General features: G+C 60.5%; 24 protein-coding genes. 16 read left to right on the top strand and 8 right to left on the bottom strand.

The genetic code is table 11. The features are described from left to right. Positions 1-27: 27 nt before the first annotated feature. The 7 genes from JOE29_RS19390 to JOE29_RS19420 all read left to right on the top strand — a co-directional run bounded on the left by JOE29_RS19390 (position 28) and on the right by JOE29_RS19420 (position 7,105). Entirely contained in the window at positions 28-1,584 is a 1,557-nt protein-coding gene (locus JOE29_RS19390; protein ID WP_003316941.1) for an MBOAT family protein, read from the top strand. 10 nt (positions 1,585-1,594) lie between these two features. Further along, positions 1,595-2,770 carry an alginate O-acetyltransferase gene (locus tag JOE29_RS19395; RefSeq protein WP_210079773.1) on the top strand — a complete coding sequence of 392 codons (1,176 nt, stop codon included), beginning with the start codon at positions 1,595-1,597 and terminating at the stop codon, positions 2,768-2,770. Between the two features lie 12 nt (positions 2,771-2,782). Next, entirely contained in the window at positions 2,783-3,451 is a 669-nt protein-coding gene (locus JOE29_RS19400) for an alginate O-acetyltransferase AlgF (RefSeq protein ID WP_003316943.1), read from the top strand. A 118-nt stretch (positions 3,452-3,569) separates the two neighbouring features. Continuing rightward, positions 3,570-5,021, top strand: coding sequence for a mannose-1-phosphate guanylyltransferase/mannose-6-phosphate isomerase (locus tag JOE29_RS19405; RefSeq protein ID WP_003341715.1), 1,452 nt, complete (start codon positions 3,570-3,572; stop codon positions 5,019-5,021). A gap of 298 nt (positions 5,022-5,319) precedes the next feature. After that, on the top strand, positions 5,320-5,679 hold the full coding sequence (locus tag JOE29_RS19410; RefSeq protein WP_044311918.1) for a hypothetical protein: 360 nt from the start codon (positions 5,320-5,322) through the stop codon (positions 5,677-5,679). Between the two features lie 127 nt (positions 5,680-5,806). After that, a complete protein-coding gene (locus tag JOE29_RS19415; protein ID WP_003415164.1) occupies positions 5,807-6,271 on the top strand; it encodes a hypothetical protein in 465 nt (154 codons plus the stop codon). A 15-nt stretch (positions 6,272-6,286) separates the two neighbouring features. Beyond that, the gene (locus tag JOE29_RS19420; RefSeq protein WP_029571643.1) at positions 6,287-7,105 is read left to right on the top strand and encodes an SDR family oxidoreductase; all 819 of its coding nucleotides are present in this window, start codon (positions 6,287-6,289) and stop codon (positions 7,103-7,105) included. 74 nt (positions 7,106-7,179) lie between these two features. Here the strand turns inward: JOE29_RS19420 and JOE29_RS19425 are convergent, their stop codons facing one another. From JOE29_RS19425 to JOE29_RS19440, 4 genes are read right to left on the bottom strand one after another with little or no spacing between them, the layout of a single operon-like run. After that, complete coding sequence (locus tag JOE29_RS19425; RefSeq protein WP_057406426.1) at positions 7,180-8,040, bottom strand: HlyD family secretion protein; 861 nt, start codon at positions 8,038-8,040, stop codon at positions 7,180-7,182. A 25-nt stretch (positions 8,041-8,065) separates the two neighbouring features. Beyond that, positions 8,066-8,269 (bottom strand): DUF1656 domain-containing protein, encoded by a 204-nt coding sequence (locus JOE29_RS19430; RefSeq protein WP_003316949.1) that lies wholly within the window; start codon positions 8,267-8,269, stop codon positions 8,066-8,068. Continuing rightward, the gene (locus tag JOE29_RS19435; RefSeq protein WP_099315222.1) at positions 8,256-10,445 is read right to left on the bottom strand and encodes an FUSC family protein; all 2,190 of its coding nucleotides are present in this window, start codon (positions 10,443-10,445) and stop codon (positions 8,256-8,258) included. The genes JOE29_RS19430 and JOE29_RS19435 overlap by 14 nt, the downstream gene beginning before the upstream one ends. After that, positions 10,442-11,938: an efflux transporter outer membrane subunit gene (locus JOE29_RS19440; RefSeq protein ID WP_210079774.1), complete on the bottom strand. Its 1,497-nt coding sequence runs from the start codon at positions 11,936-11,938 to the stop codon at positions 10,442-10,444. The genes JOE29_RS19435 and JOE29_RS19440 overlap by 4 nt, the downstream gene beginning before the upstream one ends. A gap of 183 nt (positions 11,939-12,121) precedes the next feature. Here JOE29_RS19440 and JOE29_RS19445 point away from each other — a divergent pair, with 183 nt between their 5' ends. Then, the gene (locus JOE29_RS19445; RefSeq protein ID WP_002552240.1) at positions 12,122-13,069 is read left to right on the top strand and encodes a LysR family transcriptional regulator; all 948 of its coding nucleotides are present in this window, start codon (positions 12,122-12,124) and stop codon (positions 13,067-13,069) included. 87 nt (positions 13,070-13,156) lie between these two features. Then, the gene (locus tag JOE29_RS19450) at positions 13,157-14,131 is read left to right on the top strand and encodes a D-glycerate dehydrogenase (RefSeq protein ID WP_003316953.1); all 975 of its coding nucleotides are present in this window, start codon (positions 13,157-13,159) and stop codon (positions 14,129-14,131) included. 59 nt (positions 14,132-14,190) lie between these two features. On the opposite strand, the gene JOE29_RS19455 is transcribed toward JOE29_RS19450, so the two are convergent. Then, the gene (locus tag JOE29_RS19455) at positions 14,191-15,093 is read right to left on the bottom strand and encodes a DMT family transporter (RefSeq protein ID WP_003421755.1); all 903 of its coding nucleotides are present in this window, start codon (positions 15,091-15,093) and stop codon (positions 14,191-14,193) included. A gap of 136 nt (positions 15,094-15,229) precedes the next feature. Between JOE29_RS19455 and JOE29_RS19460 the strand changes: the two genes are divergently transcribed. Further along, a complete protein-coding gene (locus tag JOE29_RS19460; RefSeq protein ID WP_032658836.1) occupies positions 15,230-16,105 on the top strand; it encodes an AraC family transcriptional regulator in 876 nt (291 codons plus the stop codon). Here the strand turns inward: JOE29_RS19460 and JOE29_RS19465 are convergent. Genes JOE29_RS19465 through JOE29_RS19475 form a run of 3 tightly spaced genes read right to left on the bottom strand, consistent with a single transcriptional unit; the run spans position 16,094 to position 18,332 of the window. Next, positions 16,094-16,426 (bottom strand): DUF3325 domain-containing protein, encoded by a 333-nt coding sequence (locus JOE29_RS19465; RefSeq protein WP_017277812.1) that lies wholly within the window; start codon positions 16,424-16,426, stop codon positions 16,094-16,096. The two genes, JOE29_RS19460 and JOE29_RS19465, sit on opposite strands and share 12 nt — an antisense overlap. Further along, positions 16,426-17,967, bottom strand: coding sequence for a PepSY-associated TM helix domain-containing protein (locus JOE29_RS19470; protein ID WP_210080026.1), 1,542 nt, complete (start codon positions 17,965-17,967; stop codon positions 16,426-16,428). The genes JOE29_RS19465 and JOE29_RS19470 overlap by 1 nt, the downstream gene beginning before the upstream one ends. Before the next feature lie 20 nt (positions 17,968-17,987). Further along, positions 17,988-18,332, bottom strand: coding sequence for a DUF3649 domain-containing protein (locus JOE29_RS19475; protein WP_003316960.1), 345 nt, complete (start codon positions 18,330-18,332; stop codon positions 17,988-17,990). A 200-nt stretch (positions 18,333-18,532) separates the two neighbouring features. On the opposite strand from JOE29_RS19475, the gene JOE29_RS19480 reads away from it, so the two are divergent. The 6 genes from JOE29_RS19480 (at position 18,533) to JOE29_RS19505 (ending at position 25,108) form a co-directional block, all read left to right on the top strand. Then, positions 18,533-19,036, top strand: coding sequence for a sigma-70 family RNA polymerase sigma factor (locus JOE29_RS19480; RefSeq protein ID WP_017277814.1), 504 nt, complete (start codon positions 18,533-18,535; stop codon positions 19,034-19,036). Further along, the gene (locus JOE29_RS19485) at positions 19,033-20,010 is read left to right on the top strand and encodes a FecR family protein (protein ID WP_004402792.1); all 978 of its coding nucleotides are present in this window, start codon (positions 19,033-19,035) and stop codon (positions 20,008-20,010) included. Before JOE29_RS19480 ends, JOE29_RS19485 begins: the two co-directional genes overlap by 4 nt. 270 nt (positions 20,011-20,280) lie before the next feature. Further along, entirely contained in the window at positions 20,281-22,629 is a 2,349-nt protein-coding gene (gene fecA, locus JOE29_RS19490) for a TonB-dependent Fe(3+) dicitrate receptor FecA (protein ID WP_046719899.1), read from the top strand. A 273-nt stretch (positions 22,630-22,902) separates the two neighbouring features. After that, the gene (locus JOE29_RS19495) at positions 22,903-23,331 is read left to right on the top strand and encodes an HPF/RaiA family ribosome-associated protein (RefSeq protein WP_002552231.1); all 429 of its coding nucleotides are present in this window, start codon (positions 22,903-22,905) and stop codon (positions 23,329-23,331) included. 849 nt (positions 23,332-24,180) lie between these two features. After that, on the top strand, positions 24,181-24,513 hold the full coding sequence (locus JOE29_RS19500; RefSeq protein WP_024650108.1) for a DUF3509 domain-containing protein: 333 nt from the start codon (positions 24,181-24,183) through the stop codon (positions 24,511-24,513). Between the two features lie 262 nt (positions 24,514-24,775). Next, positions 24,776-25,108 carry a YXWGXW repeat-containing protein gene (locus JOE29_RS19505; RefSeq protein ID WP_003316963.1) on the top strand — a complete coding sequence of 111 codons (333 nt, stop codon included), beginning with the start codon at positions 24,776-24,778 and terminating at the stop codon, positions 25,106-25,108. The last annotated feature ends 34 nt before the right edge of the window (positions 25,109-25,142 follow it).

The following is a 25,142-nucleotide window of genomic DNA, read 5'->3' on the forward strand; positions in this document are numbered from 1 at the left end:
GAATGTTGGACAAACGGAGAGATAAGGATGGTTTTCTCATCCAACGTGTTCCTGTTCCTGTTCATGCCGATCTTCCTCGGCTTGTACTATCTGAGCGGGCAACGCTATCGTAATCTGCTGCTGCTGATTGCCAGCTATGTCTTCTACGCCTGGTGGCGAGTGGACTTCCTGGCGCTGTTCGTCGGCGTGACCGTCTGGAACTACTGGATCGGTCTCAAGGTAGGCGCAGCAGGTGTGCGGACCAAGCCGGCACAGAAATGGCTGCTGCTTGGCGTGATCGTGGACCTGTGTATTCTGGGCTACTTCAAATACGCCAACTTCGGCGTGGACAGCATCAACGCAGCCATGACCTCGATGGGTCTGGAACCGTTCATCCTGACTCACGTGCTGTTGCCGATCGGTATCTCGTTCTATGTCTTCGAGTCCATCAGCTACATCATCGACGTTTACCGCGGCGATACCCCGGCCACGCGCAACCTGATCGACTTCGCTGCATTCGTCGCGATCTTCCCGCACTTGATCGCCGGCCCCGTGCTGCGTTTCCGTGATCTGGCCGACCAGTTCAACAACCGTACCCACACGCTGGACAAGTTCTCTGAAGGTGCCACGCGCTTCATGCAGGGCTTCATCAAGAAAGTGTTCATCGCCGACACCCTGGCCGTGGTCGCCGACCACTGCTTCGCTCTGCAGAACCCGACCACCGGCGATGCCTGGCTGGGTGCGCTGGCCTACACCGCGCAGCTGTACTTCGACTTCTCCGGTTACAGCGACATGGCCATCGGTCTGGGTCTGATGATGGGTTTCCGCTTCATGGAAAACTTCAAACAGCCCTATATCAGCCAGTCGATCACCGAGTTCTGGCGTCGCTGGCACATCAGCCTGTCCACCTGGCTGCGTGACTACCTGTACATCACGTTGGGCGGCAACCGAGGCGGCAAAGTCGCGACCTACCGCAACCTGTTCCTGACCATGCTGCTTGGCGGTCTGTGGCACGGAGCCAACGTCACCTACATCATCTGGGGTGCCTGGCACGGCATGTGGCTGGCGATCGAAAAAGCGGTCGGTATCAATACCAAACCCTACAGTTTCAACCCGATCCGCTGGGCACTGACCTTCCTGCTCGTGATCATCGGCTGGGTCATCTTCCGCGCTGAAAACCTGCATGTCGCCGGTCGTATGTACGGCGCCATGTTCAGCTTCGGCGAATGGCAATTGTCCGAGCTCAACCGCGCCAGCCTGACCGGTCTGCAAGTCGCAACGCTGGTGGTGGCTTATCTGACACTGGCGTTCTTCGGTCTGCGCGACTTCTACCAGAACCGCGAAAAAGACACCGGCAAGAGCACCAAGGCTGACGGTCCTGCAACCGCGCAACCGGGCACCATCAAAGCGGTTCCTGGCGACGCGCCTGGCAGCCTGCATATGCCTGGCTACACCGTGGGCAGCGAAGCTCAGGTGCAACCGGCCTATTGGGAAGCCGACTGGCCACGTTACGCCATGCGCGCACTGATCCTGCTGCTGTTCGTGGCTTCGATTCTCAAACTTTCGGCGCAAAGCTTCTCGCCGTTCCTTTACTTCCAGTTCTGAGGAGACTGACATGACGCGTTCATTACGAATCCTCTACATCGCTATCTTTCTGGGCATTCTGCTGGCCCTCGGGATCTGGTCGCTGCGCAGTTTCAGCACCTTCTCGACGTCGGCCGAGACCACTGTGCTCAACGGCAAATGGACCAAGGCGGCGGAAACTCATTATGACGATGAGTTCCCCATCAAGCGTCTGGGCACCAACCTCTGGGCGGCGCTGGATTTCAAACTGTTCAACGAAGGTCGTCCGGGCGTCGTACTCGGCAAGGACCAGTGGTTGTATACCGACGAAGAGTTCGACGCGGTTGCCAACGGCGAGCAGAACGAAGCCGACAACCTGGCGATCATTCAGGGTGTGCGTGACGCACTGGAAAAACAGGGCACCAAACTGGTCCTGGCGATCGTTCCGGCGAAGACCCGTCTGTACCCGGAGCACATCGGTGACAGCAAGCCTGCCAGCCTGCACACCGACCTGTATCAGCAGTTCCACGCTCAGGTCGCCAAGGCCGGGATCTTTGCCCCGGACCTGCTGGCGCCGCTGCAAGCTGCCAAGCAACAGGGCCAGGTTTTCCTGCGCACCGACACTCACTGGACGCCAATGGGTGCCGAAGTCGCCGCGCAGCAACTGAGCGCCGCGATTGCCCAGAAAACGCCACTGGAAGGCGAACCTGAGCAGTTCGTCACACAAGCCAAGGGAACCGAAACCTACAAGGGTGACCTGACTACATTCCTGCCGCTGGATCCGCTGTTCAGCAACATGCTGCCCAAGCCGGACGAGTTGCAGAAACGCAGCACCGATCCAGTAGCAGGCGAAGCGGCAGGCGGTGACGCGCTGTTCGCAGACAGCGACATCCCGGTGGGTCTGGTGGGCACCAGCTACAGCGCCAACCCTAACTGGAACTTCGTCGGCGCCTTGAAAGAAGCGCTGCGCAGCGATGTCGTCAACTACGCCGAAGACGGCCATGGCCCGATCCTGCCGATGCTCAAGTACCTGCAGACCGATGCCTTCAAGAACACCCCGCCGCAAGTGGTGATCTGGGAATTCCCGGAGCGCTACCTGCCGGCACACAACGACCTTGGCGAGTTCGATCCTAAGTGGATCGCCGAGCTGAAGAAATCGCGTGATACCCAAGAAAACGTGGCGCTCAACGCCAAACAATCCGAGTCGCCCAACCGGGCGCAAAACTGAGAGGACTGACTCATGACTTTTAACACTACTGCCAACCGTTCGGCCGCAAAACGCCTGTTCAAAACCTGCGCAATGGCCGCAGGTCTGGGCCTGATGTCCCTGCAAGCTTTCGCCGGTGACTCCGCCCTGTACGGCCCGACAGCACCAAAAGGCTCGACCTTCGTGCGTGTCTACAACGCCAGCAACGCCGAAATCAGCGCCACCGTCGGCAACACCAACCTCAACGAAGTGGCGCCACTGGGCAGCACTGCGTTCAGCTTCATGCCGCAGGGCGACTACACCGCCAAGTTGGGCAGCCAGAGCCTGCCAGTGAAACTGGCGGGTGATCACTACTACACCATCGTCAACAACGCCAGCGGCAAACCACAGCTGGTCGAAGAGCCACCGTTCAAGAACAAGCAGAAATCCCTGGTTCGTGTGCAAAACCTGAGCGACAAGTCCCTGACCCTGAAAACCGCTGATGGCAAGACCGACGTGGTCAAGGCTGTAGCGGCCAAAGGCACCGGCGAGCGTGAAATCAACCCGGTCAAGGTCAGCCTGGCGCTGTACGACGGCGACAAGAAAGTCACCGATGTGAAACCTGTGGCACTGGAGCGTGGCGAAGCCGCTGTGCTCTACATCACCGGCAGTGGCAGCAGCCTCTCGCCAGTGTGGGTCAAGCCACCGGTCGCTACCCGCTAAACGGATTATGCCGGTCGGTTCAGGGCGTCAGCACTGAACCGGCCAGCGCGGAATAAGAACAAGACAGAAACGACAGACACCTCGTACGGCCCTAATTGAATGCTTTTGGAGAAACAAAATGATTCCAGTTATCTTGTCAGGCGGTAGTGGTTCACGACTCTGGCCGCTTTCGCGTAAACAATTCCCTAAACAGTTCCTGGCGTTGACCGGCAAGCACACCCTGTTCCAGCAAACCCTGGAGCGTCTGGTGTTCGAAGGCATGCAGGAGCCTATCGTGGTCTGCAACAAGGACCACCGTTTCATCGTCAACGAGCAACTCGCTGCACTGAACCTGGAAACCCAGGCGATCCTCATGGAACCGTTCGGCCGCAACACGGCACCCGCCGTTGCACTGACCGCCATGAAGCTGGTCAACGAAGGCAATGACGGCCTGATGCTGGTGCTGCCAGCCGACCACGTCATCGAAGACCAGAAAGCCCTGCAACGCGCACTGGCTCTGGCAACCGTCGCCGCAGAACGCGGCGAAATGGTGCTGTTCGGTGTACCGGCCAACAAGCCGGAAACCGGCTACGGCTACATCAAGTCCACCGCCGATGCCCTGCTGCCGGAAGGCGTCAGCCGCGTGTCGCAGTTCGTCGAAAAACCGGACGAAAAACGCGCCAAGGAGTTCGTCGAAGCCGGTGGTTACTACTGGAACAGCGGCATGTTCCTGTTCCGCGCCAGCCGCTTCCTGGAAGAGCTGAAAAAGCACGATCCGGACATCTACGACACCTGCCTGCTGACCCTCGAGCGCAGCGTACAGGACGGCGACGCCCTTGAAATCGACTCCTCGACCTTCGCCTGCTGCCCGGACAATTCCATCGACTACGCAGTCATGGAAAAAACCCAGCGCGCCTGCGTCGTACCGCTGTCGGCCGGCTGGAGCGATGTCGGCTGCTGGTCGTCGCTGTGGGAAGTCAACGCCAAGGACGCCAACGGCAACGTCACCAAGGGCGACGTCGTTATCCAGGACAGCCGCAACTGCATGATCCACGGCAACGGCAAACTGGTATCGGTGATCGGTCTGGACAACATCGTGGTCGTCGAAACCAAGGACGCGATGATGATTGCCCACAAGGACAAGGTCCAGGGCGTCAAGCAGATGGTCGCTACCCTGAACGAACAGGGCCGCACCGAGACCCAGAACCACCTCGAAGTGTACCGTCCGTGGGGCTCCTACGATTCGGTGGACATGGGCGGTCGTTTCCAGGTCAAGCGTATCTCCGTCAAGCCGGGCGCCTGCCTGTCGCTGCAGATGCACCACCACCGCGCCGAACACTGGATCGTGGTATCCGGTACTGCGCAGGTCACCTGTGACGAGAACGTGTTCCTGCTTACCGAAAACCAGTCCACTTACATCCCGATCGCCTCGGTCCATCGCTTGCGCAACCCGGGCAAGATCCCGTTGGAAATCATCGAAGTGCAATCGGGCAGCTACCTGGGCGAAGACGACATCGAGCGTTTCGAAGATATCTACGGTCGCTCGAACGCGCTTGAAGCGGGTGTGAAAACACAGACTATCGCTCGCTAACAGACGCTTTTAGCTGCAAGTGAAACAGCCCTCGGTAATTCTTTGCGCAGTGTCATGCGCACATTATTGCCGGGGGCTTTTTTATGGCTCCGCCCTATCCATTCATGCTTATCCATTCATGGAAGGCGTGCTGCTCTCTGCGTTGCAATCCTCAAGTAACGGCCTTCTGAAAATGCACCGCCAAGGGTCACTGTCATATCTGTCAGTAGATACCTTTGCCCGGCATCTTTAGGGTGTTTGAACGTAATCGGCTTTCTCTTTACGCCCAACCTACGCCTTCAAACAGGAGTTATCAGATATGGCTACGCCATCTGCACCAACCCTCCCGATCCCGGTTGTAAAAGGAGCGTCAGCAAAAAACGAAATCTCGTTGAGTAAAGGCATCGTTCTGGAATTACCCGCATTCAAAGACCCACGCTGCACGTTCGTCATACTCAACCTGGTCAACGCAGACAATAGCAACCGTCCGCTGTTAATAGGCTCATCGCCCATAACCTCAGGTGATCCGACCATCATAACGCTTGAGAATAAAGGCACGGACCCATCCATGAGCTTTCAACCGAAACAAGAAGCCAGGATTACCGGCTCGGTGCAGGTGACGGGCATGGACACGTGGTCCGATACCCCGGAATCTGCCATTTACAGCCTGGTTCAGTAATATCAGTCTGGCGTCAGAAAGACTTCAGTGACCATCGAAGTTTATTTGACCTGTCTCAGGCCGGTCATTGGTCAATCCCTCTTCGGTTTCTGTAGGATGTCCAGCATTGCCCTCGCTGGAGACCCGCATGTTGATCGGCATCCTGTTAATCCTCACCTGGCTGATCCTTCTGCTCCGTTATCCGGCGAAGGCCTTGCCTGTCTCGCTGGCTGCGGCGGTCGCGCTCGGGGCGGTGGCGGCTATCGTCATCTGGCAGGACAGTCGGGAAACGCGCCAGCTTGAGCATCTGGATATCCGCCTGAGTTACAACCCGCAAGGCTGCCCGGCAGATCGTCCGTTGCAGGTCAGCATCACCAACACCAATCAGGTGACCCTGCAGGAACTGCGTTGGCGAATCGCGGCGTATGCGCCCGGTGATTCAGTGAATCTGACCGACAACACCTACGCGTCCGCACGCTATCGCGGCCCCGGTGAACTTCAGGCCAAAGGCACATGGCAGGATTGCGTGCCGGTGCCGGCACTGCGCAACGGTTACCGCCCGCAAACCCTGGAATTTCGCGCAGAACATCTACAAGGCAGTTTCTCGGACTGACCACAAGGATTCCACATGCCCATCGCTTTGATTACAGGCTGTTCCAGCGGAATCGGCCGTGCTCTGGCCGACGCGTTCAAGGCCACTGGCTACGAGGTCTGGGCCACTGCGCGCAAGGCCGACGATGTCGCGGCACTCAGTGCAGCGGGTTTCATCGCCGTACAACTGGACGTCAACGACAGCATGGCACTGGAGCAACTGGCCGCCGGTCTGGAGCACAGCGGCCTGGATGTGTTGATCAACAACGCTGGCTATGGCGCGATGGGTCCCCTGCTCGACGGCGGTGTGCAGGCCTTGCAGCGCCAGTTCGAAACCAATGTATTTTCCGTCATCGGGGTGACCCGGGCGCTGTTTCCGGCACTGCGCCGCAACAAGGGGCTGGTGGTGAACATCGGCAGCGTATCCGGTGTGCTGGTCACGCCGTTTGCGGGGGCTTACTGTGCGTCGAAGGCGGCGGTGCATGCGCTCAGTGATGCGCTGCGTCTGGAACTGGCGCCGTTCGGCGTCCAGGTGATGGAGGTTCAGCCCGGCGCGATTGCGTCGAGCTTCGCGAAGAATGCCAGCCACGAAGCCGAGCAACTGATCAGCGAACAATCGCCCTGGTGGCCGATTCGCGAAGGCATTCGTGCACGCGCCAGGGCCTCTCTGGACAACCCTACCCCCGTCACCGAATTCGCTCGCGACTTGCTCAAGGCCGTGCAACACACCCGTCCGCCACGCCTGCTGCGCCTGGGCAACGGCTCACGCCTACTGCCGCTGATGGCGTGGTTGCTACCCAAAGGGCTACTGGATATGGCCCTGAGAAAACGCTTTGGGCTGAACGCTGATCTGTAGCCGAGCCTTGTCACTATCGTGCCAATGCTCCGCGTTGGCATGCCGTTCTGGACGCTCTGCGTCCTCCGCGTTGATCAGCCGTCTACCGGCCTGACGATCACAGTGCAGGTCATCCCCGCCGCCAGCAACACATCCTGCGGTACCTGATCCAGATGAATACGCACCGGCACGCGCTGGGCCAGACGCACCCAGTTGAAGGTCGGGTTCACGTCGGCGATCAATTCGCGGCTTTGCGGGTTGTCACGGTCGTAGATGCCGCGTGCGATGCTTTCGACATGCCCCTTGAGCACCTCGCCGCTCATCAGTTGCAGGTCCGCAGGATCACCCACTTTCAGGTGCGGCAACTTGGTTTCCTCGAAGAAGCCGTAGACCCAGAACGAGTTCATGTCGACCACGGCCATCTTCGCCTCACCGATGCGCGCATAGTCGCCGCGATGAACATTGAGGTTGGTGACGTAACCGTCCACCGCCGCCAGTACCCGCGTGCGTGCCAGGTTAAGCTCGGCCGCCTCCAGTTGCGCCTGGGCCAACTGGTAATCGGCCAGGGCCGAGGTGGCTACGTTACTCGCGTCGTCACGATTTTCCGCCGAGATGACCAGTTCATCCATGTCGGCACGCCGCCTGGCATTCAGTTTGCGCATCTCCCAGGTCGCCTTGCGTGAAGCCAGCAATGCCTGCGCCTGCTTCACGGCGATCCGGTAATGCTCCGGGTCGATCTGCATCAGCAGATCGCCACGTTTTACCCACTGGTTGTCATGCACCGGTACCTCGACCACGGTGCCGGACACATCGGCGGCCACGTTGATGATATCGGCACGTACCCGGCCATCGCGGGTCCATGGGCTATCCATGTAGTCGACCCACAGCGTGCGACCGATCCAGAGCGCGATTGCCAGCACCAGCAACGTGGCAAACAGACTGAAGAACTTTTTCATCCAGAGATTTTTCCCGACTCAGGCGTCAACGATAAAGGGGCAGCGCCAACGCGCCGAAGATGCAGATAAACAGGCTCAGACGCAGCAAGGCCGGGTGCCAGAAATATCGATACAGGTCAAAACCGGCCAGCAGTCGATCCAGCGCCCATGCCAGAACCACGGCCAGCAGAAAGATCAGCGTGAGGGTCGGCATGTACAGGCCGTGGAAGGCTATTTCACGCGGCGGCATGGACGACTCCTGAAACGGTTCGCGCAACGCTGTAAGCGGCCAGCGGCGATTGCGGGTCCAGCAGCGAGGTGCGGATAAAGTGCAGGTAGCTTTTTACCCGGCGCAGCACCGACGTATCGAAGTGCGAGGCGAAGGGTTCATCAGCCTCCTGCACCCGCTTGATGGCCTGATCGACTGCCGACAGGCAGCGCTGCAGATTGACCGCATCAGGCTGAATGAACAGCCGCACCAAGGCGCGCCCCATGACTCGCAGCGCGATGCGCCAGGGCTGGTACTCGGCGTAGGCAGGGTGAATCGGCAGCAGCGCCTGCTCATGGCGCAGCTCGATAATGGCGTGGCCGATTTCCAGCACCACGAACATCCAGCGCAACAACTCGCGCTGAACCAGCGGTTTGCCAGTCGCCAGGCCATATGCCTGATGCATCAGGTCGCGGGTCTGGCTTTCGAAGCTCGAGCCCAGACGCTTGAGCGGCGCGCTGATCGCAAACACCACTTGATTGCGCAAGGCCTGCTCCAGGCGTTGCCACATCCAGCGGCTATTGGGCGGCAGGATGATTGCCCCGGCAGCGGCGCAGATCAGCATGCCCACGACCATCGCGATGTAATCGTTGATGAAGGTGTAAGGGTTGTAAACCGTGAGGTTGTCCGGCACCGAGCCCAGGCTGAAAAAGATCAGCAGCCCCAGGCCGTAACCCGTCCACTGCGGACGTGAGCCCAGATACGCGCCGAGCACAAACACCGGGGCCAACAGCAGGCACAGCAGCGGAAAACCGTCGATGTGCGGGAACAGAAAAAACGTTTCGATAAAGCCCGACAGCGCGCCGAGCAATGTACCGCCGGCCATTTGCAGCGACATCCGCCTCGGGTTGTGGGTGGTCGACGACAGCGCAACGGTGGCCGCCGAGGCCAGGATCATGCTCGCGCCGCTGGGCCACGCCGTCAGCACCCAATACAGACTCATCAGGCCGACTACGCAGGTCGCCCGGGCGCCGGCTGCCAGCGCGGTCATCCAGTGGGTACGCGGTACGAACGAGCCCTTCCACTGTTCACGCTCATGGCTGTGGTCGGCCAGCGATGCATGGGTTCGTGCGTAGTCGAGCAACTCGCTGAGCAGGCGGTACAGCAGCTCGAACGAGGTGTGAAAGTCCAATCGTTCGGCGTCGCTGGGCAGGGTGCGCTCCAGCTCGGTGCGCAGGCTTCTGACCCGCTCGGGAAAGTAAGCCCTGCACGACTCCAGGCGCGTGACCAGCAGCGCCGCGTCATCGTTGGTCAAGGCGCGGTCGGCGAACCCGTCGAGCAGTTGCGCAAGGTTTTCAAGGCCGGGATCGATATGCTTCAACACCTGATCGGCCTGTTCGAGGCGCAGACGTTCGAGCAATTGGTGCAGGGCATTGAAGCGCGTGGTGACCGCCATGAATTCGCTGTTCAAACGGTTGAGTCGACCGTTGCGGCGACGCATGTGCGGGTCTTCGAATACCGTGACGCTGCGCAGTCCTTCAAGACCGATGGCCTCGGCCACAAAGCGTACGTTGCCGGTTTCAAATTCGGCGCGTGAAATATCGCCGCGCAGGCCGTTGACCACGAAGCGCGCGAACCCGCCGAAGCGCAGATACAGCGCGTTGCGCATCGCAGCGCTGGAACTCTGCGGCAGCACCGCTGCGCTGATGGCCGTGGAACACAGGATGCCCAGGGTAATTTCCAGTACCCGCCACACCGCCGACATGAACGAACCTTCCGGATGCGCCAGCGCAGGCAGCCCGACCATGGCTGCCGTATACCCGGCCAGCACAAAGCCATACGCGCGAAAGTTGCGATAGCGCGCCGCGCCGGCCGAACACAGGCCGACCCAGAGCGCGAGACTGCCGAGAAACGGCAGCGGACTCTGCGCAAACAGGGCCATCAGCAGCACCATCATCGCCGACCCGGCCAGCGTCCCCAGCAGGCGATAAAAACTCTTGGCGAACACCTGCCCGCTCTGTGGCTGCATGACGATGAACACGGTGATCATCGCCGTGTGCGGCTGCGGCAGTTCCAGGCGCAGCGCCAGCCAGTAGGTGAGAAATGCGGCGAGCAGCACCTTGAAGATGTAAACCCAGGTCACCCCGTCACTGCGCGCCCAGCTGTGCAATTCGCGACGCCACGGCAGGTCGGTGATGCGCTGTAGCGAGGCGATCATTGCCCGCCCTCAGACTCGGCGACGGTGTGTGCGAAATGACCATTGCCATTGTTGTTCCCGTCAGCGTAACCGCCCAGCGCTACCACCAGTCCGGCGTAGGCTTCCAGTCGCGCGGCCTCGACCTGTTGCTGAACCTGCTGCTGGCGAAACAACTGCGTGCGCGCATTGAGCACGTTCAGGTAATCGGTCAGGCCGCGCTGCCAGGCGATCAGGGCAATGTCGTAGGTCTTTTGCGCCGACGCCACCGACTCGGCGGCGAGTGCCTGCTGCTTGTCCATCGAGGCGCGCCGAATCAACTGGTCGGAGACATTTTTCAACGCCATGACCAGCGTCTGGTTGTAATGCGCCACGGCCTGATCATAAGCAGCAGACGCCCGCCCCATCTCCGCACGCAAGCGTCCAGCGTCGAAAATCGGCAGGCTGATGGCCGGCCCGACCTTGTAACCCAGCTTGCTGCCGGTCAGAAACTCGAGCATGCCACCGCCCGTGGCCATGTAGCTCAGGCTGCCGACCAGATCGACATTGGGATAAAAGCCCGCATGTGCAACGTCGATACCACGTGCCTGCGCCGCCACCTGCCAGCGCGCAGCCACCACGTCAGGTCGCTGACCGAGCAGTTCGGCGGGCAGTGCCGAGGGCAATGTCAGTGCGGTGTGCAACGACAGCGCAGGCCGCTGCACGCCCGCGCCCTGCCCCGGTCCCTTGCCTGCCAGCGCGGCCAGTTGGTTGCGACTCAACGCGATGGCCTCTTGCAGCGCGTCGATCTGCCGATGTGCCTCAGGCAGCGGGGTTTGCGCCTGACTGACGTCGAAGTGCGTGCCGATCCCGCCCTTGAGGCGACGCTGCGCCAGGTCGAGTATCTGTTGCTGCTGGGCCAGGGCCGCCTCGGCGATATCCAGTCGGGCGTAGTCGAGGGACAGCCGGATGTAGGCGCGGACCACGTTTTCCTGCAATTCGAGCTGCGCCTGGCGCTGCTCGGCAGCACTCACGTGCGCCAGATCAACGGCCTGCTCGCTGGCGTTGCGTTCACGTCCCCACAGGTCCAGTGCGTAGCTCAGGCCCAGCGACGCATTGTTGTCCCAGGTGCGAGTATCGGCCAGCGCTCCAGGGCCATAAAACTGATCCTCGGGCCAGTCGTGACGCATCAGGCTGGCGTTGCCTTGCACTTGCACAGACTCGGCGGACTCGGCCACCTGTGCCATCGCCTTTGCCTGGCGCACACGAGCAGCGGCAAGTGCCAGACTCGGGCTGCCCAGCGTCGCCATGTCGACCCAGCGGTCCAGTTGCGCGTCGCCGTAGGCACGCCACCATTGCGCTGCGGGCCAATGGGCGTCGAGGGCAGCGCTCTGAATCGCCTGATCGGTGGCCAGGCTGTCAGCGTGCAGAACACTGCCCTGCGGTGTGATTCCATGTGTTCCGATACAGCCGCTGAGGACCAGCGTAAAAGCCAGAAGACCTACGGGCCAGAGCCCTCTGATGATGCGACGCGGCACAGCTGCAAGTTCCCGAACGAAGGTGAAACACCTTGAATGGCGGCGATTCTAGGCGGCACTCGACGCGGCGATAAGCGGGGAGATTTGTGAATCTTTGTTACTGAAACGGCGATAATCCTTTGGTCTGGATACATCCATCCGTTACTTCATGTCACAATTTGCCATCTACTCAGAGAAGTACCCATGGACACCCTGCAAAACATGCGTGCCTTCAGCTGCGTGGCGCAAGCGGGCAGCTTCACTGCTGCCGCCGCCGTGCTGGATACCACCACCGCCAACGTCTCGCGTGCGGTGTCCAACCTTGAAGCACATTTACAAACGCGCCTGCTCAATCGCACCACCCGGCGCATTGCCCTCACTGAAGCAGGCAAGCGTTATCTGTTGCGCTGCGAACAGATTCTCGCCTCGGTAGAAGAAGCCGAGGCCGAAGCCAGCGACGCTCATGCCCGCCCGGCCGGGCAGCTCAAGGTGCATTCGATGCCCGGCGTCGGCCAGCATTATGTGATTGATGCGATTGCCCGTTACCGGCGCAACCACCCGGACGTCGCGTTCGACCTGACCATGACCCACCGCGTGCCGGACTTGCTGGAAGAAGGCTATGACGTGTCGATCGTGCTCGCCAGCGAACTGGCCGACTCGGGCTTTGTGTCCCAGCGCCTGGGCATTACTTACAGCATCGTGTGCGCGTCGCCCGAGTACGTGAAAACGTTCGGCATGGCCCACAAGCCTGCCGACCTGCTGAATCATGCATGTCTGCGTCTGGTGAGCCCGGTGTTCCCGCTGGACAAATGGCTGTTCGATGGTCCTGAAGGCCAGGAGATGGTCACCATCAACAGCTCGCCGCTGCTGGTCAACTCTGCGGATGCGATGAAGACCGCGATTTCCAGCGGCATGGGGATTGGCATCTTGCCGATCTACTCGGCGATCGAGGGGCTGCGCAACGGCACACTGGTGCGCGTGCTGTCCGATTACCGCTCGCAAGAGCTGAACCTGTACGCCATCTACCCGTCACGTCAGTATCTGGATGCGAAGATCAGAACCTGGGTTGAATACCTGCGCGGTTCCCTGCCGGAAATTCTCGCTGCCGATGAAGCGGATCTGCATGTGCAGGCCCTCAAGTCATCGTTCTGACATCGTACAACTGCAAAAAGCGGCTGCCAAAGAGCGGGGAGGAATGTTAGCGTGCTACTCATTCAACCGCTCAAGAGTGACTGCCCAATGAAAAAAACCGTACTCGCCTTCAGCCGTGTTTCTCCTGAAATGGCCGAGCGCCTGGCGCAAGACTTCAACGTGATCGTGCCCAACCCCAAGCAGGGTGATATCAACGCGCAGTTTGCAGAAGCCTTGCCTGAATCCCACGGGCTGATCGGCGCAGGCCGCAAGCTGGGTCGCGAACAGCTGCAGAACGCCACCAAACTGGAGGTGGTGTCCAGCATCTCGGTGGGCTACGACAACTACGACGTTGAGTACCTGAGCGAGCGCGGCATTCTGCTGACCAATACGCCGGATGTACTGACCGAAAGCACCGCTGACCTGGGCTTCTCGCTGATCATGAGCAGTGCGCGCCGAGTGGCCGAACTGGACGCCTATACCAAGGCCGGACAGTGGACGCGCAGCATCGAACCGCCGCACTTCGGCACCGATGTGCATGGCAAGACGCTGGGTATTGTTGGCATGGGCAACATCGGCGCAGCGATTGCCCGCCGTGGTCGTCTGGGCTTCAACATGCCGATTCTGTACAGCGGCAACAGCCGCAAGACCGAACTCGAACAGGAGCTGGGCGCACAATTTCGCAGCCTGGATCAGTTACTGGCCGAAGCGGATTTCGTCTGTCTGGTCGTACCGCTGAGCGAAAAGACCCAACACTTGATCGGCCGCCGCGAGTTGAGCCTGATGAAGCCCGGCGCCATCCTGGTCAACATCGCCCGCGGCCCGATCGTCGATGAACCTGCGCTGATCGAAGCGCTGCAGAACGGCACCATTCGCGGCGCCGGTCTGGACGTCTACGAAAAAGAGCCGCTGAGCGAATCGCCGCTGTTCCAGTTGAAGAACGCGGTAACCCTGCCGCACATCGGCTCAGCCACCACCGAAACCCGTCAGGCCATGGCTGATCGCGCCTACGGCAACCTGCGCAGCGCGCTGCTCGGTCAACGACCGCAGGATCTGGTCAACCCGCAGGTGTGGAAAGGCTGAGGCCCCGCCTCTCTCGAAGTGCAGGGCCGCTGTGCAGGATAGACACGATCAACACCGACTCAGGCCAGTTTGCCGCCGACCACGACGGCAACCGGCCTGATCTTCCTGAACACCAGCACGTTGCCGACCATCACCAGTACCAGCCCCAGTAAGGCAGCCAGGGTCCACTGATAGCCCTCCACCCAGGCGGAGATATTCAGCGCCACGACCGGAAACAGCACCGTGCAATAAGCGGCGCGCTCCGGGCCCATGCGCCCGACCAGGGTCAGATAGGCCGTAAACGCAATCACCGAGCCGGGGATAACCAGAAACAGCAGTGAGCCTACATAGCGCGTGTTCCATTCGAAGCTGAACGGCGTGCCGCTCAGCAGGCAATACATGCCTAGTATCGTCGCCCCGTAGAACATGCCCCAGGCATTGGTGGTCAGCGGACGCAGACCGGCTTTCTGCTGCAGGCTCGACAGCATGTTGCCCGCCGAGAAGCACAGCGTGCCCAGCAAGGCCAGTCCCAGGCCGATGAGGGTTTGCCGGCTCGCGCCATGCCCGGACATTTCAGGCCAGAACATACACGCCAGACCGATCAAACCCATGGCGCCACCGGCCAGCACATTGCTAGCGATCTTCTGGCGGAAGAACACCCGTGCGTTCAGCGCATTCCACAGCGTCGAGGTCGAGAACACCACCGCGATCAGGCCGCTGGGTATCCACTGGCTGGCCGTGTAGAAGCACATGAAGTTGACGCAGAACAGGCACACGCCCTGCGCCAGGCAAATCAACTGGCCGCGACGATTGACCGGCTGCAGACGCTTGCTCAGCAACAGGAATGCAAACAGCACCAATGCTGCCAGGGCAAAGCGATAGACGATTGAGACTGGAATCGCGACATCGCCGAGTTGGAGTTTCAGGGCGATCCAGGTGGTGCCCCAGATCAGCACGGTCAGCAGATAAAGCGAGAGGTTCATGGTGCAGGCTCCTTGATGAGCCATCAGTCTGCTGCGTGCCGGTCTGCCAGCGCTTGCACAATCTTGCGCATTTGCTTCAAGCGCTACTGGCAGCGACGTCGCCAGCGAGTAGGATACAAATCCTAGAGGAATCGTCATGCCCGCCATTGAATCCATCCAGGTCTTTCAGGCCCTTAACAGTTCACCCAATGCCAATCTGGAGCAGAGCGCGCCGCTGGGCGACGGACTCGTGGCGGCGTTGTGGAACAATCGGCATGACTCGCAGGAGTATCACGCACCGACCCACCACACGTTGTCGTGCTATATCGAGGACGGTACCGGGACCTTTCGCCGCGGCAGACCGGACCAGAAAGGCGCGCCGGGCAAGTTGTGCATCTTGCCTGCCGGCCATGAGTCCGCCTGGGTGGTGAACGGCGAGATCCGTCTGGCGCATCTGTATTTCAGCCCGGAACAGTTTGCGTTGGGCTGCGTGACCCTGCTGGATCGCGAGCCACGCGAGATGCAACTGCGGGAAAACACCTTTCTGGAAGACCCCGCACAAGCCGCACGCTTCCGGCAGCTGATTCGCCTGAACTGGGCAGAACCCGGCGAGCGCCTGCTGACCAGCAGCCTGGCGCACGAGATGGTCAGCCATGCGCTGCTCAATCAGGCAGGCCTGCGCGAAGGGCTGCGCCTGAAAGGCGGTCTGGCGCCGCACCTGCGCCGGCATCTGGTGGACTTCATCGAAATGCATCTCGCCGACCCGTTGAGCCTTGGTCAACTGGCCGGCCTGTGTGCGCTGTCGGAATATCACTTCGCACGCATGTTTCGCGAAAGCTTCGGTTTGCCGCCGCACCAGTATCTGTTGTCGCGGCGTATCGAGCAGGCGCGCCAGTTACTGCGCGGCACCGGCAAGCCGCTGGGCGAAATCGCGCTGGCTTGCGGGTTCGCCAGCGCCAGCCATTTCAGCAACCGTTTTCGTCAGGCCACGGGGGCGACACCGGGTGAATACAGAACGGCCTTAGGCCAATAGCTGACTCACTGCTGCCAACGGGCTGAGCAGCGCGCCACACCCCGCCAGCGCCAGCACCCAACGCGGCCGGAACGACAGCAAAGCAACCAGTAACACCGCGCTGCCCATCAGCGCAGCGAACCAGTGCACCGTCCCCATCATCCAGCCATGGTCATCAACCGCCGCCCACGACGACAGCAACAGCGCGCTCCAGCCGGCCAGTTTGAGGGCGCGACGCCTCTGTTCAGTCAACGGGCCCTTGAGCAGTTCGCCGTAATGCCGGGCCATGGACAGGCACAGGCACGTAAACCCCACATAGCAGAGCAAGGCCGCCAGCAGCATCAGGGCATCTCCTGCGCAGCAACCGGCAACGAGACGCGGGCGGTTTTATCAGCAGGTACAGCCTTAAACTTCAGCGCCGCCCAGCCCAGAAACAGCCCGGTGACCAGCGCCGTCAGGTCAAAGGCCGCCAGTACCCAGTTTCCTGACATTAACGAATCCAGCAGATAGCGACCGCAGATCAGCAGATCGAGCAACGGCAGCCCGGCGAACAGCAGCGCGCCCAGCCCCAGTTGCTCTCGCCATGCATTACGCCCCTTGCGCAGCGCAGCGTGCATGAATGACAAGGCCCAGAACGTGAAGAACACGCTGACCTCCCACTCGGCACGCCCGGCGAATCCGCCAGGCAGCAAGCGATTGGTCCAGAAGAAGCTGGCCACCGCGAGCATCAACCCGGACATGCTGGCAATGTTCAGCACTTCAACCACCCGCAATTCCAGTGGCAGCACACCGGTCTTTGCGTGTTTGAGCTGACGTTTGCCCAGCCACATCACCAACCCGGTGCCTATCATTGCAGTCCCGGCGACACCGAACATGAAGTACAGCCAGCGCAGCAACGGCGCGGCGAAATGGCCCACGTGCAGGCCGTACATCCCGCTGGAAATCAGCAACGCCAGCGGCCGCTCAGGCACTTCGTTCAACAGCTCGCCGCTGGCACCGCTGAACGTCAGCGCCCCTCCCCGGTCCGGCACGATGCTGCCCTTGTCATCACGCGTCAGCAGAACCGAGGCGCTGCTGTCGCCCGGATTGTTGACGATGACCCGACCGACCTGGCCGCTGTCCCATTTCGCGTTCGCAGCGTTGACCAACGGCGCAAGCGCTACCAGCGGCGTAGCGATGCCTTCGCGCTTGACCGTTTCCGGAAACGGATAGGCTTCGCTGTAGAAGGCCTGGACTGTGTCGTACTGGCTGAGGATGCTCGCGGGCATCACCATCGACATGAAGATCACCAGACTGCTGTAGGTGATCATCAGGTGGAACGGCAGCACCAGCACGCCCAGCGCGTTATGCCCGTCCAGCCAGGAACGCTGGCCCTTGCGCAGACGGAAGGTGAAGAACTCCTTGAAAACCTTCTTGTGAATGATGATGCCGGTAATCAGTGCGACCAGCATCACCATCGCGGCGCTGGTTGCCAGCCAGCGGCCCCAGGGATAAGGCATCTGCAGTTGATAGTGAAACCGGTAGAAGAAATCACCACCGCGTGTGTCACGCGCCTGCACCTCGCTGCCGGTCTGCGGATCGAGCAGCTTGCGCACGAAGTTATTGCGCTGGCCCTGCTTGCCCTCGGGCAGCCAGCCGACCACAAGGCCTGGCGTGCGCTGATCGGGCAGACTGATGAACCAGCGCGTGGCCCCGGCTGCATGGCTTTGCAGGTAATGCTGAGCCTGTTGCACGCTGGCGCCTGCATCGAGCGCGCGCACCGGAATCTCCGGCTGCATCCAGTGGGTAATCTCGTCCTTGAAATAGGAAAGCGTGCCGGTCAGAAAAATCGCGAACAGCAGCCAGCCAAACAGCAAGCCGACCCAGGTGTGCAGCCAGGCCATCGACTGGCGAAAACCCTCCTTCACAGCAACCACCGACCACAGGTGTAGGCCGCCCCCAGCAACGCACAGGGCGTCAGCACCCCGATCCACGCCTGCAGCGCCGTACGGCAGGCAAAACACCAGAGCACCGCGCCCAGATAGGCGAGAAACGAGAACATCATCCCCGTCACCACCGCTTCGGCGCGGGTAATCGGCAGCCATTGAGCGATGCAGGTGCTGACCAACGAGGCCAGCAGGTAACCGGCAAATACCGCAGCCAGTGCCCGCGAGGCAATGGCAAGGCGATAGGCCGCCGTCACGCCCCTGGCTCTGGCTTTTGCCGTGCGTTTTTGCGGCAGAGGGCGGCTTGCGCTGGTGACATCCATCAGAGGGTCTGCATTGATTCAGGAAACCTGGGAAGCCGTTCATGGGCGACCGGGAAGCGGTCGCAACAAAAGCCGGCGGTATGCGCCATTGATCCTGAACGGGACAAATGAACCGCAATATTAATGATAAATATTCTCATACGCAAAAGAGTCTGCCAGAATCCACGCCACCAATGAGTCCCCGTGGATTGTTCCCCGTGATACCCGTCGCCCACTCCGCTCTCAATCACACTGTCGAAGGCCTGTACAGGGCACACAACGCCTGGCTGACGACCTGGTTGCGACGCAGACTCGGCTGCCCGCACAGCGCGGCAGACCTGGCGCAGGACACGTTCATCAAGGTGCTGGGCGCACGCGATACAGCGCAAATCGTCGAGCCGCGTGCCTTTCTGACGACGATTGCCAAACGCGTGCTGTGCAACCACTACCGGCGTCAGGACCTGGAGCACGCCTACCATCAGGCACTGGCCGAACTGCCGGAGCGCGTGGCGCCTTCGGAAGAAGAGCGGGCGATCATTCTCGAAACCCTGGTCGAACTCGATCAACTGCTGGACGGCCTGCCGCCCCTGGTCAAGCGGGCGTTTCTGTTGTCGCAGGTCGACGGTTTGAGCCATGGCCGGATCGCTGCCGAACTGGATATTTCCATCGCGACGGTCAAGCGCCATCTGCACAAGGCTGCCCTGCGCTGCTATTTCGCCCTATGAATCCGAACAACGAGTCCCTGAACAAATCCGACATCTCGCCTGCCGTGGCACAGCAGGCCGTTGGCTGGCTGCTGGAAATGCAGGAAGGCACGCTGGATGCCCGTCGTCAGCACGCCTGGCAGCTGTGGCTCAATGGCAACGCCGAGCACCAGCGGGCATGGGCGCACATGCAGCGGGTCAACCAGCGCTTGAGTGGGCTGTCCTCGCCGCTGGCACATGCGGCACTCAATGCGCCGAAGTCCGCCAGCCGTCGGCATGCGTTGAAACTGTTGTTGCTGCTCGGCGCAGGCTCGGCAGCGGGCTGGGGCCTGCGCGAGCAGATTGCCCTGCAACCCTTGCTGGCCGACTACGACAGTGGCGTGGGCGAACAGCGCAAAGTGGCGTTGAGCGACGGCAGTCAGGTGCAGTTGAATACTGCCAGCGCGGTGGATGTGCGTTTCGATGCACAACAACGCCTGATCGAACTGCTGCAGGGCGAAATACTCATGACAGCCTCGGCAGACACGCGCCCGCTGAACCTGTTAAGTGCCGAAGGCACGGTCAGGGCCTCGACCGGCGCCAGTCGTTTCAACCTGCGCCAACTGAATGGGCGCACGCAGTTGGCCGTGTTTGCCGGCGCCCTCGAAATATCCCCTGCCGGAAAGAGCGGCCCCGGTTTGATGCTGCAGGCCAGCCAACAGGTGACGTTCAGCCGTGATGCCTGGGACAAGGTTCGTCCGCTGGACGCAGGCAGTGGTGCCTGGGTGGACGGGATGCTGGTGGCGTCGCGCATGAGGCTGGCCGATTTTCTCGCAGAGTTGAGCCGCTACCGCCGCGGTCGTCTGAATTGCGATGCGAGGGTTGCAGGGTTGCTGATTTCCGGCAGCTACCCGCTGGCCGACAGCGAGCGCATCCTCGACATGCTCGAACTCGCCCTACCGGTGCGCGTGCAGCGCTTCACGCGGTATTGGGTGAACGTGCAGGCGCGGGTTTGATCGTGATTGCTCGTTCCCACTTTTCAGTGCTCATGTGGACATACGCGTCTTGGAGAGCCCGAAATACAGGGCTGACACTACGCTAACTATCGTTCCCATGCTCCGCGTGGGAATGCCGTTCGTGACGCTCTGCGTCACACAGCGGTGTTTAGATGTCAGGTGGATTTGCGCTGGCCGGCCAAAATTTTTCAAAAAGCGTGAGCTGTTTTTCGATCCTCGCGTGACAGACAGGGAAAGCCTCTCTCAACCTTCCGGTCAAAGGACTCCCGCATGTCAGCCCGCCCTACTCAACTTTCACCGCTGGTGCGCACATTGCGCCATGTCATTTTCGGCGCGAGCCTTTCGGTCGGCAGCCTGTCGATGGTGCAGGCCGCCGAGGTCGCACCCAAGGTGTATCACATTGCGCCGAGCGAGCTTGAAGCGGCGCTGAACCAGTTCGGTCGTGAGTCCGGCGTGCTGATTTCCTATGGTTCGCAGATGACCAGCGGCCTGAAAAGCCGTGGCCTGGAAGGTCAGTACACACCCGAGCAGGGCCTGAACGCCTTGCTCGAAGGCACCGGCCTGCAGGCCATGGCCGATGGCAATAACGGCTTCACCCTGCAATCGGCAAATACGGCTGGCGCGCCGATCGAGCTGGGGGTTTCCACGGTGGTCGGTGACTGGCTGGGCGCTGCGCAGCAAACCAACGTTTTCGAACATCCCGGCGCACGTGACGTGATTCGCCGTGAGGAGTTCGAGCGGGTCGGCGCGACATCGGCGCGTGAAGTGCTCAATCGCATTCCGGGCGTCAATGCGCCGGACAACAACGGCACCGGCAGCCATGACATGGCGCTGAATTTCGGCATTCGCGGCCTCAATCCACGCCTGGCGTCGCGTTCTACCGTGTTGATGGACGGTATCCCGGTGCCATTCGCGCCCTACGGCCAGCCGCAACTGTCGTTTGCGCCGATCAGCATGGGCAATATGGACGCAGTTGATGTGGTGCGTGGCGGTGGCGCAGTCCGTTACGGTCCGCAGAACGTGGGTGGCATCGTCAACTTCGTGACCCGCGCGATCCCCGATGCACCTACCCTCAAGGGCGGCATACAAACCGAGACCAGCCCGTCGTCCAGCCACGATGGCTTCAAGACCACCGGCAACCTGCTGGCCGGCGGCACTGCGGACAACGGTCTGGGCGGCGCGATTCTGTATTCCGGCGTGCGCGGCGGCGACTGGCGCGAGCACAGCGACACCGAAATCGACGACCTGATCCTCAAGGGTAAATACCAGATCGACGACGCCAACAGCCTCAACGCCATGGCGCAGTACTACGATGGCGAAGCGCAGATGCCCGGCGGCCTCAGCGTCGCGGACTACGATGCCGATCCGTACCAGTCGACACGCTTGAAGGACAAGTTCTGGGGCCGTCGCACCATGTTCAACTTCGGCTATCGCTACGAACAGGACGCGCGCGTCTTCACCGCCAACACGTTCTTCACCAAGACCCTGCGCAGCGGCTATCTGGATCAGGGCAGCTTCGTTTCCCTGTCGCCCCGCGAATACTGGGTGCGTGGCCTGGAAACACGCTTCTCGCAAGGCTTTGCGCTGGGCGAAACCTGGCATGAAGTCGGCGTTGGCTACCGTTACGTCAACGAGGCCGGTCACGAACTGCGCTATCGCGAACCGGTAACCGGCGAACTGCCGACCACCGCCAGTCGCAACGACCGCGACACACGCGGAGCGACCGAAGCGCATGCGTTCTACATCGACGACCGCATCGATATCGGCAAGTGGACCATCACGCCGGGCATTCGCTACGAGATGATCGACACCGCACAGAACAACAACCTGACCAACGCCCGATACCAGGGTGACTACAGCACCGCACTGCCCGCGTTGAATGTGCTTTACCACCTGACCGACACCTGGAACCTGTACGCCAACACCGAAGGCTCGTTCGGCAGCGTGCAGTACAGCCAGATGCCTAACCGCGTCACCGGCGATGAAGTCAAACCGGAAAAAGCCCGCACCTGGGAGCTGGGCACACGCTACGACAATGGCAACCTGCGGGCCGAGATCGGCGCGTTCCTGATCAATTTCGACAACCAGTACGACAGCAACCAGACCAACGACACGGTGATCGCACGCGGCGAGACGCGCCATCAGGGCATCGAGACCAGCGTCAACTATGCGCTGGAGGGCCTTAGCCCGGTGCTGGCCGGCTACGATGTCTACGCGACCTACGCCTTCGTCGACGCCACGATCCGCGAAGACGGCCCGAACAAGGGAAACCGCGTGCCGTTCTCGTCAAAGCACAAGGGCACCATGGGCGTCAGCTACACCGAAGGGCCGTGGAAGCTCAATTTCGACAGTTCCTTCCAGAGCGACCAGTTTGCCGACAACGCCAATACTTCCGCTGAAAGCGCCGACGGCAGCACCGGCAAGATCCCTGGGTACATGCTGTTCAGCACCCGCGCCAACTACGACTTCGGCCCGCAACTGTCTGACCTCAACGTAGCGGTCGGGATGAAGAACATCTTCAACCGCCAGTACTACACCCGCTCGTTCGACGACAACAACCGCGGCAAATACGTCGGCGAACCGCGCACGGTGTACGTACAGACGTCGGTCGCATTCTAGTTTCGGACGCCAGAGCGCAAGAGAAGTGTTCGCCCGGACACTTCTCGTTCCTCACGCTTCGCATGGGAATGCCGTTCTGGACGCTCTGCGTCCGCTGCTGATTCGCAGCCTCGCGGCAAGGCATCCCTTTTTTGCTGCGAAATATTTCTTACACATTGGGGTTGAATTGTCAGGCCATTGCCGCCAACACTGTGAATGAGCGCAAACGAAAACGATTCCGACAGGAATCATGCAGTCCAGCCTCGCACGAGCAAGCCCTAATAAGGATTAACTATGCAAATCCAGGTCAATAGCGATAATCACATCGAAAGCAGTATCCGACTGGAGGAGTGGGTTCGTACCACCGTTGAAAGCACGCTCGAACACTACGATGAAAACCTGACCCGCGTGGAAGTCCACATCCGCGACGAAAACGGCGACAAGCCTGGCCCGCACGACATCAAGTGCCAGATGGAAGCTCGCCCCAAAGGACACCAACCTATTTCTGTTTCCCACAAGGCTGATACGGTAGATCAGGCTGTGGATGGCGCTGCTGTAAAACTCGATCACGCCCTCGAGCATCTGTTTGGCAAACTGCGCGGCAAACGAGGCGCCGCACCGATCATTGCCGAACAGGATGAAGATCCGGTCAGCCCGGACGCGCTGCTCGAAGAAGAATTTCTGGAAAAAGAGCAGGAGAAAGAAGCCGCTCGTCTGACCTGATGCTTCACTGACACGTTTTGCAAGAAAAGGGCGAACCGGCGACGGTTCGCCCTTTTTGTTTGCCACGGGCCGGCAAGCGCACCACAAACGGTCGCTGCACAGTTTTGGCCACCTTGACCCTTCCCTCGCCTCGCAGCCATTTTGATCGCTGGGTGCCGTCCATCGAATTTAACAGCCAGCGCCGCGCAGCCCGAGCGCTGCACCTGACAGCCATCGGCGAGCAAAAATCATCCCGCGTCCCCTCGATGAGGGTGCGGGTCTGCCGTTCATACCGACAGGTGTTCAACACTCATCCAGCCGCTCCGCAGCACAACGCTCAACGTCAGAAACTGGACAGTGGGCGATTACGGTTTCGACCCCGTCTTTACGAATCTCTGACGTCAAGATTCGGTTGTCGGAGTGTCAGACAATCACTCGAAAAAGTCATGAGCAAAACGCTTTCGCGAGAGGAGCAGGCCATGTACGGGAGCTGTTTTTCGCCCGCTTTGGAGAGCACTTTTTTCAACCGAACTGAACGGCTCGCCCTGCAGCAAAGCCAACCACGAAGCGGCTGCGCAGTGCTCCCGCCCGGCGCCTTCTAGCGCATCGCCCCTGCAATATGGCCCGAACCATGCAAAGCCCTGTAGTACGCGCCACGAGGCAGGCCATCAGGACGGCCACTTTCTGGCGCGGACTGAACGTCGTGAATGCGTCAAAGCTTCTCGAAAAGAAACCCTGTCATCAACGCGGAAGACGACAGCAACCCCGTCAGCACCCAGCGCAGGAGTAACGCAACCGCTGATCAGTCGTCGAGAACCAAAAGGACTACTACCCGGTCAACTTATGCAGACCATTGAGCAGGTGAATGATATGGACAATCCTTTTCAGATGATCACGGACACGTTTCACCCCGACTATCGGGTGAATCTGAGCATTCAAGGGCTGGACGGCAGCATCATGCTGACCTTGTCCAACGAATGCGGCGTCGTTGCCAAGCGTTTGATCAGCGCTGCCCAACGCAATGACCCACAACGCCTGCGCAAGCTGATAGAAAGCGTGCAATTCGGCATCGCTATCGAACGTGGCGACAGCGCGATCAAGATCCTTGCAGCGCTGACCGACGGCGCGACCCTGAAAAAGGCACCTGTCCCGGCCAATGGTCTGTGGCCGCAGAGTCAGGCAACCGCCAGTGCCGGGGTCTGATGCACCGGCCCTTCCGCTCTATGCAGTGCCGTTGTCGGCGCTGCATAGAGCAAAAACAGATTGATGCCGTTCAATACCCTCCAGCCTGCCTGATCGGGCTTTCCCCCCAGTAAAACCGGCCTTTCGCTACCATCCCCCCCTCCCTCCTCTTCAGCAAAAGTACAGATACATCCTGCTACAACAATCCTTGCGCAGAAACATTCGAGCGACTGGGCACTGAGTTCAGCGCCACTGCACCTGCGGGTGATTCCGAGGAGGCAACATGTATTTACGTTATGGGGTATTGATCGCATCACTTGCGATAGCGTCAGGCTGTGTTGAAGAGCGTGTGGTCCATGAGCGATCGCATGCCCATCATGAATACGTCGAAGAAGTGATCGCGCCGCAACCGCCACCGGAACGCGTCGTCGAGGTGGAACCGGCCCCTCGTCCCGGCTATATATGGGCACGCGGTTACTGGCACTGGAACGGCCAGCGATTCGTGCCGGTACATGGCCACTGGGAAACAGAACGACCCGGCTATCACTATGTGCATCCGCACTGGGAAAGCGCTGGTGACGGCTGGCACTGGCGTGCCGGGGTCTGGCTGAACTGATTGCCTTCTTCTATAAGCAGCGTGCTGGCGGCAT

Origin of the sequence: Pseudomonas sp. PvP009 (assembly GCF_017832995.1) — a bacterium.
Taxonomy (GTDB): domain Bacteria; phylum Pseudomonadota; class Gammaproteobacteria; order Pseudomonadales; family Pseudomonadaceae; genus Aquipseudomonas; species Aquipseudomonas syringae.

Coding starts and splice junctions, on each gene's coding strand:
- JOE29_RS19390 (WP_003316941.1), top strand. CDS start 28: ATGGTTTTCTCATCCAACGTGTTCCTGTTCCTGTTCATGCCGATCTTC.
- JOE29_RS19395 (WP_210079773.1), top strand. CDS start 1,595: ATGACGCGTTCATTACGAATCCTCTACATCGCTATCTTTCTGGGCATT.
- JOE29_RS19400 (WP_003316943.1), top strand. CDS start 2,783: ATGACTTTTAACACTACTGCCAACCGTTCGGCCGCAAAACGCCTGTTC.
- JOE29_RS19405 (WP_003341715.1), top strand. CDS start 3,570: ATGATTCCAGTTATCTTGTCAGGCGGTAGTGGTTCACGACTCTGGCCG.
- JOE29_RS19410 (WP_044311918.1), top strand. CDS start 5,320: ATGGCTACGCCATCTGCACCAACCCTCCCGATCCCGGTTGTAAAAGGA.
- JOE29_RS19415 (WP_003415164.1), top strand. CDS start 5,807: ATGTTGATCGGCATCCTGTTAATCCTCACCTGGCTGATCCTTCTGCTC.
- JOE29_RS19420 (WP_029571643.1), top strand. CDS start 6,287: ATGCCCATCGCTTTGATTACAGGCTGTTCCAGCGGAATCGGCCGTGCT.
- JOE29_RS19425 (WP_057406426.1), bottom strand. CDS start 8,040: ATGAAAAAGTTCTTCAGTCTGTTTGCCACGTTGCTGGTGCTGGCAATC.
- JOE29_RS19430 (WP_003316949.1), bottom strand. CDS start 8,269: ATGCCGCCGCGTGAAATAGCCTTCCACGGCCTGTACATGCCGACCCTC.
- JOE29_RS19435 (WP_099315222.1), bottom strand. CDS start 10,445: ATGATCGCCTCGCTACAGCGCATCACCGACCTGCCGTGGCGTCGCGAA.
- JOE29_RS19445 (WP_002552240.1), top strand. CDS start 12,122: ATGGACACCCTGCAAAACATGCGTGCCTTCAGCTGCGTGGCGCAAGCG.
- JOE29_RS19450 (WP_003316953.1), top strand. CDS start 13,157: ATGAAAAAAACCGTACTCGCCTTCAGCCGTGTTTCTCCTGAAATGGCC.
- JOE29_RS19455 (WP_003421755.1), bottom strand. CDS start 15,093: ATGAACCTCTCGCTTTATCTGCTGACCGTGCTGATCTGGGGCACCACC.
- JOE29_RS19460 (WP_032658836.1), top strand. CDS start 15,230: ATGCCCGCCATTGAATCCATCCAGGTCTTTCAGGCCCTTAACAGTTCA.
- JOE29_RS19465 (WP_017277812.1), bottom strand. CDS start 16,426: ATGCTGCTGGCGGCCTTGCTCTGCTATGTGGGGTTTACGTGCCTGTGC.
- JOE29_RS19470 (WP_210080026.1), bottom strand. CDS start 17,967: ATGGCCTGGCTGCACACCTGGGTCGGCTTGCTGTTTGGCTGGCTGCTG.
- JOE29_RS19475 (WP_003316960.1), bottom strand. CDS start 18,332: ATGGATGTCACCAGCGCAAGCCGCCCTCTGCCGCAAAAACGCACGGCA.
- JOE29_RS19485 (WP_004402792.1), top strand. CDS start 19,033: ATGAATCCGAACAACGAGTCCCTGAACAAATCCGACATCTCGCCTGCC.
- fecA (WP_046719899.1), top strand. CDS start 20,281: ATGTCAGCCCGCCCTACTCAACTTTCACCGCTGGTGCGCACATTGCGC.
- JOE29_RS19495 (WP_002552231.1), top strand. CDS start 22,903: ATGCAAATCCAGGTCAATAGCGATAATCACATCGAAAGCAGTATCCGA.
- JOE29_RS19500 (WP_024650108.1), top strand. CDS start 24,181: ATGGACAATCCTTTTCAGATGATCACGGACACGTTTCACCCCGACTAT.
- JOE29_RS19505 (WP_003316963.1), top strand. CDS start 24,776: ATGTATTTACGTTATGGGGTATTGATCGCATCACTTGCGATAGCGTCA.